The 18,622-nt window shown below is 29.8% G+C and carries 17 protein-coding genes; 14 read left to right on the forward strand and 3 right to left on the reverse strand.

Annotated elements, in window-relative coordinates:
* Positions 1-21: 21 nt before the first annotated feature.
* The 12 genes from LPB248_RS14705 to LPB248_RS14760 all read left to right on the forward strand — a co-directional run bounded on the left by LPB248_RS14705 (position 22) and on the right by LPB248_RS14760 (position 14,320).
* Positions 22-1,455, forward strand: coding sequence for an MBOAT family O-acyltransferase (locus LPB248_RS14705; protein ID WP_177212091.1), 1,434 nt, complete (start codon positions 22-24; stop codon positions 1,453-1,455).
* Complete coding sequence (locus tag LPB248_RS14710) at positions 1,455-2,336, forward strand: hypothetical protein (protein ID WP_177212092.1); 882 nt, start codon at positions 1,455-1,457, stop codon at positions 2,334-2,336. The genes LPB248_RS14705 and LPB248_RS14710 overlap by 1 nt, the downstream gene beginning before the upstream one ends.
* A gap of 2 nt (positions 2,337-2,338) precedes the next feature.
* Positions 2,339-3,493, forward strand: coding sequence for a glycosyltransferase family 4 protein (locus LPB248_RS14715; RefSeq protein ID WP_177212093.1), 1,155 nt, complete (start codon positions 2,339-2,341; stop codon positions 3,491-3,493).
* Positions 3,494-3,497: 4 nt separating this feature from the next.
* Positions 3,498-5,036, forward strand: a complete 1,539-nt coding sequence (locus LPB248_RS14720; RefSeq protein WP_177212094.1) for a glycosyltransferase family 2 protein — start codon at positions 3,498-3,500, stop codon at positions 5,034-5,036.
* A gap of 15 nt (positions 5,037-5,051) precedes the next feature.
* A complete protein-coding gene (locus tag LPB248_RS14725; protein WP_177212095.1) occupies positions 5,052-6,668 on the forward strand; it encodes a hypothetical protein in 1,617 nt (538 codons plus the stop codon).
* The gene (locus LPB248_RS14730) at positions 6,669-7,538 is read left to right on the forward strand and encodes a hypothetical protein (RefSeq protein ID WP_177212096.1); all 870 of its coding nucleotides are present in this window, start codon (positions 6,669-6,671) and stop codon (positions 7,536-7,538) included.
* A 3-nt stretch (positions 7,539-7,541) separates the two neighbouring features.
* Positions 7,542-8,543, forward strand: coding sequence for a glycosyltransferase family 2 protein (locus tag LPB248_RS14735; protein ID WP_177212097.1), 1,002 nt, complete (start codon positions 7,542-7,544; stop codon positions 8,541-8,543).
* A gap of 224 nt (positions 8,544-8,767) precedes the next feature.
* Positions 8,768-9,106 (forward strand): hypothetical protein, encoded by a 339-nt coding sequence (locus LPB248_RS14740; protein WP_177212098.1) that lies wholly within the window; start codon positions 8,768-8,770, stop codon positions 9,104-9,106.
* 198 nt (positions 9,107-9,304) lie between these two features.
* On the forward strand, positions 9,305-10,423 hold the full coding sequence (locus LPB248_RS14745) for a glycosyltransferase (RefSeq protein ID WP_177212099.1): 1,119 nt from the start codon (positions 9,305-9,307) through the stop codon (positions 10,421-10,423).
* Positions 10,420-11,508, forward strand: a complete 1,089-nt coding sequence (locus LPB248_RS14750; RefSeq protein ID WP_177212100.1) for a glycosyltransferase — start codon at positions 10,420-10,422, stop codon at positions 11,506-11,508. The genes LPB248_RS14745 and LPB248_RS14750 overlap by 4 nt, the downstream gene beginning before the upstream one ends.
* Positions 11,509-11,518: 10 nt before the next feature.
* The gene (locus tag LPB248_RS14755) at positions 11,519-12,868 is read left to right on the forward strand and encodes an O-antigen ligase family protein (RefSeq protein WP_177212101.1); all 1,350 of its coding nucleotides are present in this window, start codon (positions 11,519-11,521) and stop codon (positions 12,866-12,868) included.
* A 57-nt stretch (positions 12,869-12,925) separates the two neighbouring features.
* Positions 12,926-14,320, forward strand: coding sequence for a sugar transferase (locus tag LPB248_RS14760; RefSeq protein WP_177212102.1), 1,395 nt, complete (start codon positions 12,926-12,928; stop codon positions 14,318-14,320).
* A gap of 3 nt (positions 14,321-14,323) precedes the next feature.
* On the opposite strand, the gene LPB248_RS14765 is transcribed toward LPB248_RS14760, so the two are convergent.
* Positions 14,324-15,460 (reverse strand): DUF4105 domain-containing protein, encoded by a 1,137-nt coding sequence (locus LPB248_RS14765; RefSeq protein ID WP_177212103.1) that lies wholly within the window; start codon positions 15,458-15,460, stop codon positions 14,324-14,326.
* 38 nt (positions 15,461-15,498) lie between these two features.
* The gene (locus LPB248_RS14770; protein WP_177212553.1) at positions 15,499-16,482 is read right to left on the reverse strand and encodes a PorV/PorQ family protein; all 984 of its coding nucleotides are present in this window, start codon (positions 16,480-16,482) and stop codon (positions 15,499-15,501) included.
* A gap of 275 nt (positions 16,483-16,757) precedes the next feature.
* On the opposite strand from LPB248_RS14770, the gene LPB248_RS14775 reads away from it, so the two are divergent.
* Both LPB248_RS14775 and LPB248_RS14780 read left to right on the forward strand, forming a co-directional pair.
* On the forward strand, positions 16,758-17,468 hold the full coding sequence (locus LPB248_RS14775) for a CDP-alcohol phosphatidyltransferase family protein (protein ID WP_177212104.1): 711 nt from the start codon (positions 16,758-16,760) through the stop codon (positions 17,466-17,468).
* Positions 17,469-17,475: 7 nt separating this feature from the next.
* Positions 17,476-18,330 (forward strand): glycoside hydrolase family 25 protein, encoded by an 855-nt coding sequence (locus tag LPB248_RS14780; RefSeq protein WP_177212105.1) that lies wholly within the window; start codon positions 17,476-17,478, stop codon positions 18,328-18,330.
* Positions 18,331-18,354: 24 nt separating this feature from the next.
* On the opposite strand, the gene LPB248_RS14785 is transcribed toward LPB248_RS14780, so the two are convergent.
* Positions 18,355-18,576, reverse strand: a complete 222-nt coding sequence (locus tag LPB248_RS14785; RefSeq protein WP_177212106.1) for a DUF5808 domain-containing protein — start codon at positions 18,574-18,576, stop codon at positions 18,355-18,357.
* Between the last annotated feature and the right edge of the window lie 46 nt (positions 18,577-18,622).

The following is an 18,622-nucleotide window of genomic DNA, read 5'->3' on the forward strand; positions in this document are numbered from 1 at the left end:
TTATAAAATTAAATTAATCTAATGTTTTTTAACTCTTTGGCTTTTGCCGTATTTCTACCAATCGTTTTTTTCTTGTATTGGTTTGTCTTCAATAAAACTAAAAGCACGCAAAATGCTTTGTTAATTGTTGCCAGTTATTATTTTTATTCTTGTTGGGATTGGCGATTTCTATTTTTATTGGTATTTTCTACATTTTTAGATTATTTCACTGGAATACAAATTGAAAAAAGTAATTCAGATAGAAGCAGAAAATTTTGGTTCTGGCTTAGCATTTTAGTTAATCTAGGATTTTTAGGGATTTTTAAATACTATAACTTCTTTGCAACTTCATTTGCAGAAATGTTTTCTTCTTTAGGATTTAAGGTAAGTCCAATGTTATTGAATGTTATTCTTCCTGTTGGAATTTCATTTTACACTTTTCACGGCTTGTCTTATGTGATTGATATTTATTATAAAAGAATTAAAGCAGAATACAATTTTATAGATTATTCCTTATTTGTGAGTTACTTTCCACTTTTAGTTGCTGGGCCAATTGAAAGGGCAACACATTTATTGCCAGAGTTAAAAGAAAAACGCGAGTTTAATTTTGAAAAAGCAAAAGAAGGAGTCTATCAAATCGTTTGGGGATTGGTAAAAAAAGTAGTGATTGCAGATACTTGTGCCGTTTATGCAAATGCAATTTTTGACCATTATCAGTCAATGAATTCTCTTTCATTGATTTTAGGAGCAGTTTATTTCGCATTTCAGATTTATGGAGATTTTTCGGGATATTCAGATATTGCGCTTGGTGTTTCCAAATTATTTGGTCTAGATTTGTTGAGAAATTTCAACTATCCTTATTTTTCAAGAGACATAGCAGAGTTTTGGCGTCGTTGGCATATCTCGTTGTCATCTTGGTTTAGAGATTATTTATACATTCCGTTAGGAGGAAGTAAAGGAGGACTTATGATGAAAATTAGGAATACTTTCATCATTTTTATTGTAAGTGGTTTTTGGCATGGTGCCAATTGGACCTACATTGTTTGGGGATTTATAAATGCCGTTTATTTTCTTCCTTTATTATTGTCCAATAGTAATAGGAATAACATGGATTCTATTATTTTAAAATGGAATTTAGATTCTGTTAGAGTGCTATTTAGTATTTTAACAACTTTCTTGTTGACTTGCGTAGCTTGGGTATTTTTCAGAGCGCGTACAATCACCGATGCTGTTTTATATTTAAAAAGAATATTTACCAGCGGAGAATTTAATTCGCAGTATTTAGATAACGAAAGATATAATTATGAACTGTTATTGATGATTGGTTTATTTGTGTTAGTTGAATGGAATAATAAAACCAAAGTTGAACCAATTTCAGGGAAAAGAAGCATGCTAAAAATGGCACTGGCTATTATGGCTATTATTGCTTTTGGGACTTATTCAGACTACAAAGAATTTATTTATTTCCAATTTTAATGAAGAAGTTTTTATTATACATTTTAGGGATTTTTCTTTTAACAGTTTTGATAGCAGTGATTCTGGATGGTTTGTATACTTATGTTTTTATGCAGTCTAGAAACCGTGGAAAAATTGAGACGGTTTTTAATTCTACGGCAAAAAAGTATGACGTAGTTATTTTAGGTTCTTCTAGAGCTAACAATCATTTTGTATCGCAAATGTTTGAGGATAAAGGATTAAAAACGTTTAATTACGGAATGAGTGGCGGTCATTTGTTTGAAGCTTCATTAATGCTGAAATTAATGATTGAAAGAAAATACGAAATAAAAAATTTAATTCTTGAAGCTGATTTGAATTTAGCTAATGATCATCAAGCGGAAGGAATTGCAGCGCTGTTTTTGCCTTACATTCATAATTCAGAAATTATTAGGAAACACTACAAAAATGAAAGTAATTTTTATGAATTATACTATATTCCTTTTTATAGATATGTGAAATTTGATAGCAAGATAGGGTTCAGAGAAATGTTTTTTACAGCAATTCAGAGGAAAACAAACAGTCTAGAAAATTTAGGATACCACCCATTAGAAAAACACAAAAATGGCAATATGAAAAATAACATTGTCAATTTAAATCCGTTGCCACATAATAAATACTACGAAGAGATTAAAGATATATGCAAAAAGAATAATATCAATTTTATTTCTGTAATGACTCCCATGTGCGAGAATGTTGTAGGCATGAATTATTTTGATAAAGTAAAAAAAGCATATCCGGAAATTTACAATTATGAAAATGTAGTAGTAGAAAATAAATACTTCTCTTCTTGCGGGCATATGACAAACAATGGTGCGAGATTATTTACGGCAAGAATTATTAAAGATTTTTTTAATAAGTAATTATGCATATTGCGTTTCTAACCCCAGAATACCCTCATCGTGATATTTTACAATCAGCGGGAATAGGTTCGAGTATTAAAAATCTGGCAACCTCTTTGTATAACCATGGAAATGCGATAACAATTTTTATTTATGATCAGCCTGTACAAGAAATCATAAATGATAATGGAATCATAATTCATCGTATAAAAAAGAAAAGATATAAATTTTTCGGATGGTATTTATATCGAAAACATATTGAAAAATATTGTAACCAAATAATACGGCAAGAGAATATTACAATAATTGAAGCGCCAGACTGGACAGGAATTACAGCTTTCATGCATTTTAAAATCCCTTTAATAATTAGATTTCATGGGAGTGATGCTTATTTTTGCCATTTAGAAAACAGAAAACAAAAACTAAAAAATTTCTGGTTTGAAAAACTAGGAATAAATCAAGCGGATGCATTTATTGCACCAACATCATTTGCAGGAGAAGTTTCAAAAAAACTTTTTAAGATAAAGAAAAAAGAAGTCTTAACAATTCATAATGGTCTAGATCTTGAGAAATTTGAAAATAATTCTCCAGAAAAGTTCGCAAAAAATACAATTCTTTACATAGGAACTTTAATTAGAAAAAAAGGAGTTTTAGAATTGCCAGAAATTTTTAATAAAGTGAGATATGTTTTTCCAGAAACTAAACTTGTTCTAATTGGAAATGATACTTTTGATATAAAAACCAAATCTAAATCGACTTGGAATTTAATGAAAGATTTATTTACAAAAGATGATCTAAATTATGTGGATTATATTGGGAAAATCCCATACAATGAGATTCAGGAGCATATAAAAAAAGCAAATGTATGTGTTTTTCCAACCTATGCAGAAACTTTCGGAATGGTAACAATAGAAGCAATGGCAATGCAGAAAGCTGTTGTTAATAGTAATATAGGCTGGTCTAAAGAATTGATTATTGATGAAGAAAGTGGTTTTTTGGTGCATCCTTCCAATCATGATTTATATGCTGAAAGAATTAAACAAATTATTGGAGATAATCTTCTAGCAAAAAAAATAGGTCAATCTGGCAGACTGAGAGTTGAAGAAAAATTTGATATTAATAAGCTTGCCTTTGAGAATATGGAGTTTTATCGAACTATTTTAAATACTAAAAAATAGTAAAATGATAATTGTTTATCATCAAAATAATAAAGTAATTGAAGCGGTTTTTAAAGGAGAAAGTATTCCGTTTTCTTCTAAAAATATTGCTTTTAATTTGTTTGAAATAGCTGAGAGATATTCTGAACAGCTTATAATATGGTGTCGTTTAGATTTAAAACCAAATTTAGATACTTCAAAAGTTGAAGAAATTTTTCATCACAAAAAAATAGTAGCTTCTTACAGTTTATCGAATCCTCCATTTTTGTCTGAAACTATTGGTTATGTAGATGAATCATTATTTTTAAATGTTAAAAAAGATGTTGCTTATCCGACTTGGCAGATGAGTGGAGAAGTTGGCGGAATTCATGCTGAAGTTCTAAACGCTTTAAAAAATGACATTAATAAAGATTCAGATTTTAACTACTTTTTGCATTCAATGGCAAAATTAGCATTAGTTGGCGGGCTTTTGTGTTATTCTGAACCTTTACTGGTTAAAGATTCGTCAAGAATTGAAGAAGCAACTAAAAAAAATGATTTCTTAACTTTTCGCTTTGTAAAACAACATTATAAAACGCGTTGGGTTTTCTTGCTGTTTTTAAATTTATTAATCTATGAAAAGAAATTTTCTATCTTTCCATTTTTGTCAAGTTTTGGTTTCAGACAAAGGCATCTTAATAAAGATTTATTAAATGATATTAAAGTTCAATCTACAAGAAAAGTAATAGATAAAAAGACTATCGATGTTATTATTCCAACAATTGGAAGAAAGAAATATCTTTATGATGTTCTGAAGGATTTGTCTAAGCAGACACATTTACCAGAAAATGTCATTATTATTGAGCAGAATCCTGATGTGAACAGTGTTTCAGAGTTGGATTATTTAAATAATGAAAGCTGGCCTTTTGTAATAAAACATTCTTTTACACATCAAGCTGGAGCTTGTAACGCTAGGAATTTAGCTTTGTCTGAAGTTACAAGTGAATGGATTTTTATGGCAGACGATGATATTCGAATTGCAAATGATTTTTTAGAAAATGCATTAGGTTTAATTAAAAAAGAAGGTGCAGAACAGATAACTTTTGGGTGTTATGAACTTAATTATCCTGAATATAAAAAGGAAAAACAAAAAATTCAATGGGACAATTTCGGTTCAGGTTGCAGTGTGGTAAAAGCAAATAATATTAAAGCTGTTTTTTACAATATCAGTTTTGAATTTGGTTACGGTGAAGACAGTGATTTTGGAGCTCAGTTAAGAAACTCTGGGTTTGATATTATTTATGCGCCTAAACCAGAAATTATTCATGTTAAAGCGCCAATTGGAGGATTTAGGACAAAACCAGTTTTAACTTGGCAACAAGATGAAATTCAGCCGAAACCTTCACCAACAGTAATGCTTTACAAAATTCTAAATTTAAAACAAAATCAACTTAACGGTTATCAAACGGTTTTGTTTTTTAAATTTTATAAAGATCAAAATAGTAAAAATCCAATAAATTACTTTTTAAACTTTCGAAAACAATGGCAAGTAAGTTTGTTTTGGGCAAAAAAAATAAAACAATAATTTTATTCAAATAAATTGATAAAATCGATTTCAATAAATAGTAATATAAAACAGATTTATGCTTTTGATGAAAATCAAAAACATAAATTGAGCATTGACCTCACCAAAATAAATCTTTCTGAACAATACTCTTTTGATATTGAAATTATATTTGAACAGCCTATTTTCGAATTTAGAAATCATGATTATAAATGGGTAAAATGTGATAAAGATATAACTGCAAGTGAATTTTGCCCTAAAATAATAAAACTTCAAAATGGACAATTGGTTCAAAGTAATATTCATTTTGGAATTTGGGAAATAAGTAAAAAAAGAAAGAATGTTTTACTTTGGCGTTTCAACCCTAATTTTTCGCAACCAATCACTGTTTATTCAGGAAATTCTAATAGAAAAGTTTTGGAATCGTCTAAAAAGAATTTTGATTTCCCGGAACATCCAGCTCTTTTATTTCCTAAAAATCACGCTTTGGAGTTCAGTAGATCTAAATATCCGTTTACAGCTATAGCTTGTTTTACAGATCATTGTGATTTTGATACTGCAGAAAATCTTTCGTTGCAAAGAATGTTTTTTAAAGAAAATAGAATAAAAATTACAAAAGGGTTTTTCTTAAATCATTTTTCAAAACGTACCGAAAACGCATCATTTGAAAATGATAGAGATGAACTAATGAAATGGAAACTGGATGGACACGAATTATGTTATCACTCATTGTCTCAATCTATAAAGACAGAAAAACAGAGCTATGAAGATTTTATTCAATTTACACCGCCACTTGACGATTTAAAAGTTTGGATCGATCATGGGTTTCAACCTTACAATTTTTCTCTTTTAGAAAAAAATATTTTAAATCATAAGGAATATGAAAAAATTCTTGTTGATAAAAAAATTAATGTTCTTTGGAATTATATAGATTCTGGTACAGCTACTAATGGTGTAATAAATCAATTAAATACCAAGCATTTTACTTTAAGAAGTTTTTTAAACGGAAATAAAGATGTTGGTTTGATAAAAAAGATGCAGCTGATGATTAAGAATATTATTTTTCATTTTTATAATGATGAAAACATAATTCTGAAATATAAAAATTCTGCTGGGAATTTTAAAAAAGCCATTATTCAGAGACAATTTAAATTTATTTTTCCTTTTTTTAGAGATTTTTTGAGTCTTGGATTTTCTGTTTTTTCAATATTGATATTTTGGAAGAAAGTTAAAAATAAGCCTTATAAATTGGCAAAATATTCACCGATTCTATTCAAACATATAATTGCTGAAAAAGAGTTTTATATTTTTCAAACTTTGGAGATGTTGGACTTTAAAAAATCTTTATCAAAAAGCAATTTAAATATTTTGATGAATGAAAAAGGTGTCTTTATAGCTCATACTTATTTTTCAGTTCCTATGGAGTATCATATTGGAAGAATGTTTTCTGATGATAAAAGAATTAATGCTGATGTGTCAGCTAATTTTAAATTTTTGGGAGAAAAGATAAAAAACAATGAAATTTGGAATCCTACACTTTCTGAATTAATTGAATATTGGCAGAAATTTGAAAAAATAGTTTTAGATATAAAACCAGATCAGAGTTTATTTCTAAAGACGGATACAGACTTAATAATAAGAGAAATATACTAAATGAATTACAAAATAAAAACAGTATTGTTTAAATCACTGGCATTACTGCCAAATAAACTTGACGATTATTTTTATCATAAAATACAGAGTTTTTTTGATAAATCAAGTTTAGAAAGTCGTATTAAACGTACTGAGTCTACATATTTAAGACTGTCAAAAGTACTCACAGATTTAAATATTGATTTAAAAGATAAAAATGTATTTGAATTAGGGTCTGGGTGGTTTCCTGCAATGCCTTATTACTTTAAATACAAACTACAAGTAAAAAAAATAATTACAGTTGATATTAATGAACATTTTAAAAGAAAAACAGTTCTAAAATTAAATAACTTGTTCTCAAACTTGTATGCTTTTAATGTAATAACTAACATGGAAAGTAAATATGGGCTTCCAGAAGGAATCGAATATTTTCCTAAAAAGAATGTCTTGGATAGTAATTTGCCAGATATGAAAATGTTTTTTTCAAGGTACGTTTTATCCCATATGAGCAAAGATGATGTTGATGATCTGCACAAAAAATTAAAAAAAGAACTTAAAAAAGACTCCTATATCATTCATTTTATTTCACCAAGTGATTTAAGACAACACAACGACAGTAATTTATCGATGCAGGATTTTTTAAAATACAGTGAAAGGGAATGGAAAAAAATTCATACCAAATTTGATTATCATAATCGACTAAGATTACCGCAATTTTTAGAGATTTTTAAAAAATACGATTTTGAAGTGCTTTATTTAGAATACGAAAGTTTGCAGAAAAATACAAAGAAGTATGATTTGTTTAAAAAAATTAAACTTCATGAAGATTTTATTAATTACTCAGATGATGAGTTGACTGCAGGCAATATTTTAGTAGTTTTAAAAGTATAAGTAATGACGCATTTTTCATTAATTATTTGTACTTATATGCGTCCTGCATCATTATTGCAATTGTTACAATCGATTCAGGAACAATACTTATATCCTAATGAGATTTTAATTATTGATGGATCTTCAGATGACGAAACGGGTATTCTTTTAAAAGCTAATAATTTTAAAAACCTTCAATATTTTAAAGTTTCAGAAGAAAATAGAGGATTAACCAAACAACGTAATTTTGGTATTGCTAAAATTGCTTCCGATTCAGAGATAGTTTGTTTTTTGGATGATGACACAATTTTAGAACCCGATTATTTTTTAGAGATTATTAAAACATTTCAAAATGACGCAAATATTGGCGGTGTTGGCGGTGTAGCTATTAATGAAAACAAGTGGAAATTTCAGGATAAAAAACAATATTACAATCCTAAACAGTTTTATTTGTTTGAAGGATATTTTTACAAGGAAGGTCTGAGAAATGTAGCTAGAAATTATTTAGGACTTGCATCTAATCTTGGACCAGGCAAAATGCCATTATATTCACATGGAAGAACTTGCGGATTTCCGTTGACAGGAAAAATATACGATGTAGATTTGTTGATAGGAATGTCGATGGCATTCAGAAAAAACACTTTTGAAAAAATTAAGTTTTCAAAATTCTTTGAAGGTTATGGTTTATATGAAGATGCTGATTTTAGTCTTCGCGCATTACAATTTGGTAAAAATGTAATTAATACCAATGCAAAATTGAGTCACTTTCATGATCCTGCCGGAAGACCAAATCTATATAAGTATGGAAAAATGGTGGTTCGGAATGGATGGTATGTTTGGAGAATAAAAAATCCGAAGCCAAATTTTAAAGATCATTTCAAATGGAATGCAATTACGGTTTTATTAACAATAATTCGATTTACTAATGTCCTAACTGAAAAAAAGAAGAAAGCACCTTTGAGTGAAGCGATTGGTAGAACTGTAGGTTGGTGGAGTTTGTATTTAAATAAGCCACGCCAAGGATAGATAATATCGATAAAAATTAAAAATTGAAAGAAAATTAGAAGTACCCATTGGAAATTCGCATCATAAAATGATAATTTATTCATTGTTATATTACAGGCACGAAAATCAAGTGAGTTTTAAGATTTTTTCAATTTGTTTTTCAATTTGTCTCACAATGGAATGGACATAAGGTTTTTTCCCAAAGAGGTAAATAATAGTAAGGAAAAATAATTTTTCAAACTAGATTGTGGAACCCTGATAATAATTCTGATTTAGAGGAAAAGAATAGAAGGGAATTACAAAACGAGTTTCGTATTGACGCCTGTAGAATTATTAAAAAGAATTTCAAGAATACAATAGTTGGCGTGTTTCCTGATACATTTTCTTCCAAAGTAGCACCAGATGTTCTTTTAGATATTAAAAAAATATCCAAAAAAGAATATTTTAATGAATTGAAAAATTCAGATATAGCAATTGCAGATGATGGCTTAAATGATACTCTTGGATGGAAAATAAAAGAATGCTTACTATTTGGTAAAGCTGTAATTATAACTCCTAATAGGGGTAAAAATAGAAAATTTTGATGAAGGAATAAATTATGAAAAGGTAGCGTCGCGAATTTCATATTCAGAACTTCTTGAAAAAATAGAATTTTTGCTATCTAAAAATAGATATTTGGAAATGGCACAAAATAATTTAATCTGGAGTGAAAATTATCTGCACCCGAAAAACTATATTAAAAAAATACTTTTATCAATAGAAAAATAGATTTGTTAGGCTAAATGAAATTTGCAATAATTACTCACGTTATTCACATCAAGGAAAACAAGGAATTCTTTGGTTATGGCCCATATATTCACGAAATGAATATCTGGCTTAAGTACGTTGATGAAGTAATTATTGTCGCTCCATTAAAAGATGGAAGGCCAATCGCTATAGACGTCTCCTATAAGCATGATAAAATAGACTTTAGAAAAGTTGCCGATTTTAACTTTATTAATTTTGGCAGAACATTGAGTTCAGTTTTAAAATTGCCTTTAATTTTTTACAAGATATTTTTCGCAATGAAAAATGCAGATCATATTCATTTAAGATGCCCAGGAAACATGGGGTTAATTGGCTGTTTTGTTCAAATTTTGTTTCCTAAAAAAATAAAGACGGCGAAATATGCTGGAAATTGGGATCATAACAGTGAACAGCCTTTTACCTATAAAATTCAAAAGTGGATATTAAGTAATACTTTTTTAACACGAAATATGGAAGTGTTGGTTTATGGAAACTGGAAATATAATTCTAAAAACATAAAGCCTTTTTTTACTGCTTCATACTCAGAATCAGAAAAAGGGCTTATCAATAAACCGAAACTAAACCCTGTTGCTGAATTTATGTTTGTTGGAAGTTTAGTATCCGGTAAAAGACCAATTTATGCAATAAAGCTTATAGAAGGATTAGTCTCAAGACAAGTCAATGTTAGTTTAAATATATATGGAGACGGTTCTGAAAGAGAAGAAATTCAATATTACATTGAAAAAAACAATTTAACTGATTTTATTTATCTACATGGTAATCAAAATCGGAACAGTATTAAAAAAGCATATCAAAAGAGTCATTTTGTTATTCTGCCATCAAAAAGCGAAGGCTGGCCAAAGGCTATTGCAGAAGGGATGTTTTGGGGATGTGTGCCGTTAGCTACAAAAGTTTCATGCATTCCTTATATGCTAGACTCTGGTAAAAGAGGTATCCTGCTTGAAATGGATTTGACCAAAGATGTTGAACAGATAAAGGATTTAATGGTAAATCAAAATACTTTTTTGAAAAAAAGCCAAAAAGCAATGGAATGGTCACGCAATTTCACAACAGATGTTTTTGAAAAAGAGATTGCAAAATTACTAATGAAATGAGAATTGTACAGATTATAGATTCTTTGGAAGTTGGTGGAGCGGAACGTATGGCTGTAAACTATGCAAATTCTCTTGCTGACAAAATGGAGTTTTCTGGATTAATTGCAACAAGAAATGAAGGTTTACTTTTAGACTATTTAGATCAAAAAGTCAATTATTTATTTTTAGAAAAAAAATCTGCTCTCGATTTAAATGCAATTTTTAGATTAAAAAATTATATTAAGAGAAACAAAGTCGATTTAATTCACGCACACAGCTCCTCTTTCTTTATAGCTATTTTAGTAAAGCTAACAATGCCTAAAGTAAAGGTAATCTGGCATGATCATTATGGAATTTCACAGAACCTCTCTTCGCGGAAAAATTTGACGTTAAAACTTTCTTCCTATATGTTTTCTGGGGTTATTTCTGTAAATGATGCTCTAAAACAATGGGCAGAAGGTTATTTGAACTGTAAAGAGATTACGTACTTTCCAAATTTTATAATTGAGTCGACCGTTTCTTTAAGTAGTATTCAATTAAATGGAAAAGAAGGTAAAAGGATAATTTGTGTTGCAAATTTACGCCCTCAAAAGAACCATCATTTGCTTATTAATGGAGCAATAGAAATCGTTCAAAGTTATCCCGAATGGACTTTTCACTTAATCGGGAAAGATTTTGATGATCCTTATAGTAAGAATTTAAGAGAAAAAGTAAAAGAAAGTGGACTTTGTAAGAATGTTTTTTTTTACGGAGCGGTAAATAACGTTCAAGATTTACTAAAACAGAGCGAAATAGCCGTTTTAACTTCTTTTTCAGAAGGACTGCCTTTGGCTGTTTTAGAATATGGATTGGCAAATTTACCTGTTGTAGCTACTAATGTTGGTGAAATTTCAAAAGTTATTCCTTCACCTGAAGAAGGTATGATAATTGATTCGAATAATTTGGATCAGTTTGTAAGTTCTGTTCAGAAATTAATTGACAATCAGTATTTTAGAAGGTCGTTGGGGCAAAATCTAAATCTTTTTATAAATGAAAATTTTGGTGAAAAATCAATTTTAAAAGAGTATATCAAGTGGTTGAAATCTTTAACTGCTTTTACAAAATAAATATTTTAGGATGAAGAGTACAAAAGTCAGTTATTTAGCAATGATAATTTTTCATGCATTTATTGCATTGATCATTTATTTTATTCCTTTTTTATCCAAAATTTATGCTATACTAATTTTTATTATAGGATTTATAATTGTTTATCGAAGCAAAAATAAAAATAATGAGGTGCTTTTTGTAAGTGCGTATTTAGTAGGGGCAGAAGTTTTGTTACGAATGACAGGAGGGAATTTGAACAATGAATATGTAAAGTTTTCGGTAATGTTTTTTATGATTTATGGAATGATTTATAGTAATTTTTCTAGAATTGCATTAATATATTTAGTGTTTATATTACTCTTAATTCCGGCTGTTTTTGTTACCGTTTTAGAAGCGGGAAATAGTATTGATATAAAAAAAGTTTTATTTTTTAATTTGTCAGGACCATTTTGCTTAGCTATTTGTTCGATCTACATGTACAAAAGAAAGATTGGATTTCATAAGCTAGAAAATATCTTAATGGTAATGGGATTTCCAATAATATCTACAACAGTATATTTATTTTTGTATACGCCAAACATTAGAGATGTTGTAACAGGTACACAATCTAATTTTGAAACATCTGGTGGCTTTGGTCCTAATCAGGTTTCGACGATATTAGGACTGGGAATGTTCATATTCTTTACACGGTTAATTTTATTTTCAAAATCTAAATTAGAATCATTTATTAATGTTGTATTGTTCGCGTTTATTAGTTTTAGAGGGATTGTTACTTTTTCAAGAGGTGGTATTATAACAGGAGTTGTAATGATTGTTTGTCTTTTATTTTTGTTCTATTTTTTTTCCAATACTAGAGGAAAAATCAAATTAAAATTGGTTTTTGTTTTGACAGGACTCTTAAGTGTAAGTATTTGGACCTATAGTTCTTTTCAAACAAAAGGGCTTATAGAGAAACGCTATGCTAATAAAGATGCTAGAGGACGCGAAAAAACTGATCGTTTAGGCGGTAGAGAACAAATTATGGATGCAGAAATTAAGCTTTTTATAGATAATGCTTTTTTGGGTGTGGGTGCTGGGCTTAGTAAATATAAAAGAGCACAAGAGTTAGGGGGAGAAGTTGCATCGCATAACGAAATAACTAGATTACTTGCAGAACATGGTGTCTTTGGTATTTTGGCTTTTTTGATATTATTTGCTACTCCAATTGTTGGTTATATTAATAATATACAACATTTGTATTTTTTCTCTTTTTTTCTTTTTTGGTTGCTCACAATAAACCATGCAGCAATGAGGACAGCCGCTCCTGCTTTCGTATATGCATTGTGTCTTCTTTCTGTTCAAATAAAAATTCCTGAAAAAACAGAAAGCACTTCTAGCTAAATTCTTTTTTTATAATACATTTGCCTCAAGTTTAAGCCCCTAACAAACTGAAAAATAATGTTGTCAAAGTCTAGAATGCATTTCGAAATTTCGGAGAGGAAGATATTACTCCTTGCTTTTGATGCTGTTTTTATTTTATTTGCTTTATATCTGTTAAGCGCGATATTTGATTATCATTATTTCACCTTCGATTTAAATAGCTCGTACAGTATACTTTTATTCGTTAGCTATCTTTATGTTTTTGGTGTAATTTTCGAAATCTATAATTTGCAGGTAGCAAGCAATCATCTTCAGATTTTGCAAAATGTCATTTTTACTGCTACTGCCACTGTTTTGGCTTATTTATTTACACCAGTTCTTTCTCCTGTATTGCCCAAACAACGATTGGTAATTGCAATATTTTATTTTACAATATTAATTACATTGCTTTTATGGCGTTTATTTTATTGTTATTTCCTAGCATCTCATCGATTTTCTCAAAATGTTGTCTTGATTTGCGATCAGAGAGAAGTTGAAGAATTGGTTTTAGGATTGGAGAATGTAGATCCACATTATAAAATTATTGGATTTGTTAACTCTGATTCTATTACAGATGAAAATTTAGATTTTCATTATGTAAGTGAAATAAAAAAGGAAGCTTTAGAACGTTTCGTGTATACGCATAATGTTTCAGAGATTGTAATTGCTTCTCAGAAAACAGATGGTATTACACCCGACTTATATCAGCAGTTGCTTCATCTTTTAGAATCTGGAAATAGTATACGCGAGTATACTCAAGTTTACGAAAGCAAAACACAACGAATTCCAGTTCACCATATAGAAAGAGATTTCTATAGATTTTTTCCTTTTAGCAGAAGCAATAGCAATAAACTTTATTTGTTTTTCGTGCGTCTTATAGAACTTATGTTTTCTGTTATAGGGCTTTTAATCAGTTTAGTTTTTATTCCGATAATTTTTGTTTGTAATTTTTTTGCAAATAAAGGGAGTCTTTTCTACACTCAGGAACGAGTAGGGAAAAATGGAGCTGTTTTTAAGATCTATAAGTTTAGAACAATGACTGAAAACTCAGAGACAAATGGAGCCGTTTTTGCCGTTCATAATGATAAAAGAGTTACTCCGTTTGGTAAATTTATGCGAAAGTCTAGAATTGACGAATTTCCTCAGTTTATTAATGTTTTAAAAGGAGATATGGGCGTAATTGGACCAAGACCTGAACGACCATTTTTTGTTGAAGAAATTGCTGCGGTAATGCCTTTTTATGAAACCCGCCATGTAATTAAGCCAGGGCTTACAGGTTGGGCGCAGGTTAATTATTCGTACGGAGAATCAATCGACGAAAGTTTGATTAAACTTCAATATGATTTATATTATATCAAGCACAGAAGTATATTTCTAGATCTGAGTATTACTTTTAAAACCATTACCACAGTTTTATTTTACAGAGGTCAGTAAACTTTAGATTATAATCGGAATTGGTTTTTTGTTGCGAATTGCTGTTCGCACTAAAGCCACTCCGCTTGTAATGATTAATGGTAAAGTGATAAAGAAATGTGCCTTGTTGATTAAAAACAAAAAGTAAATCACAAGCATTACAAAGTTGATCAACGAAAATCTATAAGTCCACAGTTTGTTTTTGAAAATTGAAAACAAAACTAAAATCAATAAAAGCGGACTAAAAAGCAGTACGTTATAATTCATCGCCAGTTCTTGGTGAAACGAATAAAATCCCATAATAACGAAGAATATTCCAATTAAAGATAGAATCACAAAATAGATTTTATCGACTGTTTTGTTTTTGGCAAAAATTACAAAAAGCAAAATAAAAAGATACGTGTAAATGTTATTCCACCAAGATTTAGGGGTTTCTTTTGTAAACTCTAATAGTGTTTTGCTTTTAGCGGATAAAGGTCTGTTTTGGAAAGTAGTTTTGTCCAAACTGTTTTTTAATTCAAAAGGAAGAAAAATTCGAGACCCCATTTGATCTACTTTAGTTCCAAAAATAATACTGGTGCCTAACTGATCGTAAAAATGACCATCAAAGTATGGAAATAAGATAGAACGATAGGTTTTGTCTGTGTCTTCTTTTTTTACAATTACATTTCCGCCTAAAGTTTTATTCACTACATCAACAACCATCGAAGTGCAGTTTTTATCGATAAATTTATAAGTATAATAACGCTCTTCGGAATCTAAAACAGCATTTAATTGGTTAAATAGCTTTTGTTTTAAATCTTGAGAAATCAGTAGCTCCTGTTCATAAATACTTCTTTTTTCGTAAGTGTATTCATTAAAAAAATCAGCAAATGAATGCACAGTCGCAAAATATTGCAAATCTCCTTTAGCAAACTTCAAAACAAAATTTGGGGTTCTAAAATCAAAAGTTCCGTAATTGTAAACAACGTCAAAATTGTTTACAGGATCTAAAACTCTAATTCCGGTATGTCCAAAGTAGGAATACGTTTCATTTCCAAGACCGCAAGTCAAAATGCTTATTTTTGCGTCCTTCGATAAAGCTAAACTTTGGCTAAAGCCAATAAAACTGGATAAGAAGAATAAAATAAAAAATGCTTTTTTGAACATGACAGTTTTCATGATTTTAAAATTTTAATTGTTATGAGGGTTTCTAATCATTACCTAAAGATACCCAAATCTACTTTCAACGAAAAAATATTAGAATACAACGCAGTGCTTTGGTTTCCTAAATCGGTCAGTGCATAATCAATTTGTATGCCTTTATATCTAAATCCTACGCCAATATTAGGCTGAAAATTTATTTTTTCGGTATTGTCCAACTGCATTACATTTTGAAAGTTTCCTGCACCAGCTCTTACAAAAACCAAATCGGTATAGCCAAATTCAAACCCTAGAGCTGGGTCTATACTTACAGCTTTTGAGGAGATGATATCATTGGTTTGTTCGAATCTCATATTTAAATTAGCAGAAGTTACCAAACTACATTCATTATGAAAATCAAATCGTTTTGAAACGCCTAATTGTGCTTTTGGTAATGTAATTTCTGTACTTTCTGGTAAAGTATTGTTTTCTCCTGGAATTGCATTTGCAATTTTTTGGTACTCTTCTTCATCAATATTCCAGACGTTATAAGTTGTAGTGATGTCGCGAAGCATTAAGCCAAACTTCCAATCATTTCTTTCAAACTGAAGTCCGATATCAAATCCAAAACCCCACGAATTGGCAAATTTTCCAATTACTCTTCGAATTACTTTAGCATTTACTCCATATTGAAATCCGTCAACAGGCAGTTTACGCGCATAAGAAAAAGTAAAACCATAATCTGCAGTAGAGAAGAGGCTGATTCTATTGTAATCAATATTTCCTTGGTTATCGATTAATTGCGTCGTGTCCATGATGTCGTCTACTCCAAAACGAATCATCGAAATTCCCCACGCACTTCTATCATCAATCGGACTTGCATAACCTATATAATCGTACTGTGCAATATTGGCAAAATAACTGGCATGCATTAAAGCAATCTGATGATCTTCTAGATGTGTTAAACCTGCCGGATTCCAGTAAACTGCATTTACATCATTTGAAGAAGCAGTTACGGCACTTGCCATTCCAAGAGCAGCAGCATCAACCCCAATATTCATAAATTCATTCGAATATTTTCGAACGCTTTGTGCATATTGAAAAGTACAACTCCAAAATAATAAAAACACTAAATATTTCTTCAACTGATATGTTTTTGCAGATCGAGGCCTGTTTTAAATTTTCATCAAAAATATAATATTTTACTCATCTAATAAGTTCCTTTACTTAAATATTCCCAAAGTCGCACTTAGAAATAAAAAACTCTCAAAAAAACTCGTTTTTCATCGAGTTATTATACTAAATTTGTTCTCTGCCATTATCAAAAATTAAAGCTATGAACATTAAAAAGCATATTCCAAATCTAATTACATTAATAAATCTTTTCTGCGGCTGTGTCGCAATAGTTTATGTTTCTCAGAATAATTATTTAATGGCTTTTTATATGGTTTGTTTGGGAATCTTTTTTGATTTCTTCGATGGCTTTTTTGCTAGATTATTTAAAGTGTCAAGTCCGCTTGGCTTGCAGTTAGATTCTCTTGCAGATATGGTTACGAGTGGTGTAACGCCAGGATATGTTATGTATAGCATGTTTACTAATAGTGCTCATGAATTTGGAACACATCCAGCAATTCCGTTTTTAGGATTCATTATCACTTTAGGATCTTGCTACCGTTTGGCTAATTTTAATATCGATACGCGTCAGACTGATTCTTTCATCGGACTGCCAACACCTGCGAACGCTTTGTTTATTTTAAGTCTTCCTTTGGTTATTTCGTTTTCAGATTCTCTGATGGTTTTAGAAATTTTAACCAATCAATGGGTTTTATTAGTAATAACATTATGCAGTGCATATATTTTAAATGCTGAAATTCCGTTGTTTGCTTTAAAAATTAAAAAATTCAGTGTAAAAGAAAATGCACTTCAAATTGTATTTTTGATTATTTCTGTATTAATGATTGTTTTTCTTCAGTATATGGCAATTCCATTAATTATTGCTTTTTATGTATTGCTGTCGATCATTAATAATCTTTTTTTGAAAAAGTAATTCTGTTTTGGCAAGAAAAACGACTTATCGTAAAACATATTCAAGAAAACCAGCAGGAAGATCTTTTCTGAGTAGACTTTTTCGAGGACTTTTACTGATTTTTTTCGGACTTTTATTTATTGCAGTAATTTATCATTATCGCAAAGGACTTGCTTATTACTTAGGTTTTAAAACAGAAAAAGTTTTAGATGAAGATGAGGTTGACAAACATCTTTCTGATGTACGAAATATTCGAGTTTTAGAAAATCATAAAGGAAAAGTGATTGGAATTGATGTTTCTGAATTTCAAGGAAAAGTAGATTGGGAAGAAGTTGAAATTTTAGACGAAAAATATCCCGTTCAATTTGTTTTTATTCGTGCAACGGCAGGAAATGATCGTGTAGACAGGCAATTTAAAAAAAATTGGGAAGGTGCAAAAGAGAATAAAATAATGCGTGGTGCTTACCACTATTATCGTCCTAACGAAAATTCAATAGAGCAAGCTGATCTTTTTATCAAAACAGTAAAATTGCAGAAGGGAGATCTTCCGCCTGTTTTGGATATCGAAAAATTGCCTAAAAATCAATCTTTAGACAGTTTGAAAAAAGGATTAAAGCGTTGGCTCGTTAAAGTAGAAAAACACTATCAAGTTCGCCCAATAATTTATTCAGGAGAAAGATATTATTCTGATTTTTTAAAAGAAGAATTTGGAGATTATTTGTTCTGGATTGCCAATTACAACTTCTACAGAGAAAAAATTGAAGATGATTGGCTGTTTTGGCAGTTTACAGAAAAGGCTTCTTTACCAGGAATTAAACATCGTGTTGATGTTAATATTTACAATGGCGATTTAGAACAATTGCATTTTATTACAGTTGAGTAGTAGTCTTAGTTTTAGTTTCGAGAACTATTTCCACAAAACCAAAATAACAATTATTACAAAAGGCAATAAAAGCATTACAGAATATGGATTGGCAAAATTTATAGTATAACCCATCCATTGAATCTTTTTCGGAGGAAGTAATCTTTTGTCTTTTGGGTTATAATAAAAGCTATTAAAGAAATACCAATTTTTTGGGTCTTTGTGCCAGTTGTCGTAATCTTGCTGAGTTGGTTTTTCTGATTTCATTTGCAACTTTTTAAGAATCTTAGATTAAAAAAAATGGTAAAAAGAA

It is taken from the genome of Flavobacterium sp. LPB0248 (genome assembly GCF_013388355.1).
Classification (GTDB): domain Bacteria; phylum Bacteroidota; class Bacteroidia; order Flavobacteriales; family Flavobacteriaceae; genus Flavobacterium.